Consider the following 1,292-nt stretch of genomic DNA (forward strand, 5'->3'; position numbering starts at 1 on the left):
AAAGCCGAATTGGTTGCCTCGTGCAATCGTCGTGTATCAAGATAGGAGAACTGCCATTGTCTGCGTTTGGTCAAGAAGAATATCGCGCACGAACGACCCGGCTGCGGCAGAAGATGGCGGAGCGAGGAATCGACGCGTTACTTGTCTTGACTGAAGGTAACATGAACTACCTTACAGGCTACGAAGGATTCTCAGACTATGTTCCGCAACTGGCTCTTGTCTGCCAGAATGAGGAGGATCCGTGGCTTATATTACGTGAGATGGATACTTTGTGTGCAGACGCCAGCTCGTACCTGCCGCAATCACGCGTCCTCGGCTATCCGGAGAAATACATAGCTTCGAGCCAGCTCACGGCATGGCAGCCCATTGCTGAATTTGTTCGCGAACGCAGCAAATCTGGCCGTACTGGCGTCGAACTATCGGGGAAGATACTTGGAGTGAAGGGCCACGCCGCATTGAGCAAAAGTTTAGGCACGTCGGACTTCATCGATGCCGATGGGATGATTTCACCGCTAAAGGCGATAAAATCACCTGCTGAGCTCGCCTATATGGAGCAGGCCGGAAAGATCGTCGATAAAGCTATGCAAGTCGGTAGGCTTGCAATCTCTGTTGGCGCCAGAGAATGCGACGTAGCCGCTGCTATAACACATGCACTATACGCGGGCACTCCGGAATTTCCGGGAGGGACTTCCCGTAGTCCTTTGGTTACTATGCCAGTAGGTTCCCCTGGCGCCGCGCCACACCTCACGTGGACTGACGGACATTATAAGATGGGCTGTCAAACAAATTTCGAGCTCGGTGCGGTTCGTCATCGATATTGCTGCGCGTTGTCGCGAACCGTATTTTTGGGAGAACCGACCGCCAGGTCGCGTCACGTGCATCAAGCGTGCCTTGACGGCTTTCTCGCTGCCTTTGGAGCTATCCGGGCTGGGGTGACGAGCAGTGATGTGGAGCGAGCTTTTCGACGCGAATTCGCGCCTCGGGGCGTGCGAAAAGAATCCAGAATTGGATACTCAATAGGCATCGATTGGGTGGACGGCGGCCCGAGCTTTCAGGAGGGAGATGAGACGGTGCTTCAGGCCAACATGACCTTCCACCTCCTCATTGGTATCTTTGAGAAGACCGATGGTTACATCTTCAGTGAGACCGTTCGCGTGACCGATAATGGCGCGAAGTCGCTGAGCAATATGTCACGCGACCTGCTGGTAAATTGCTGACTTTTTGGGATTGCGATGCCCGGCGCAGCACCAATACGATGCGCCGGCATGCACACCGCCAGGCTGCGCTAACGT

At 54.4% G+C, this 1,292-nt stretch carries 1 protein-coding gene; it reads left to right on the top strand.

From position 1 onward, the window contains the following. A partial coding sequence (locus AC0ZT5_RS35065) for a M24 family metallopeptidase (protein ID WP_488500156.1) occupies nt 1-1,217 on the top strand: 1,217 nt, incomplete at its 5' end. Between the last annotated feature and the right edge of the window lie 75 nt (nt 1,218-1,292).

It is taken from the genome of Mesorhizobium sp. CNPSo 4670 (assembly GCF_057784235.1).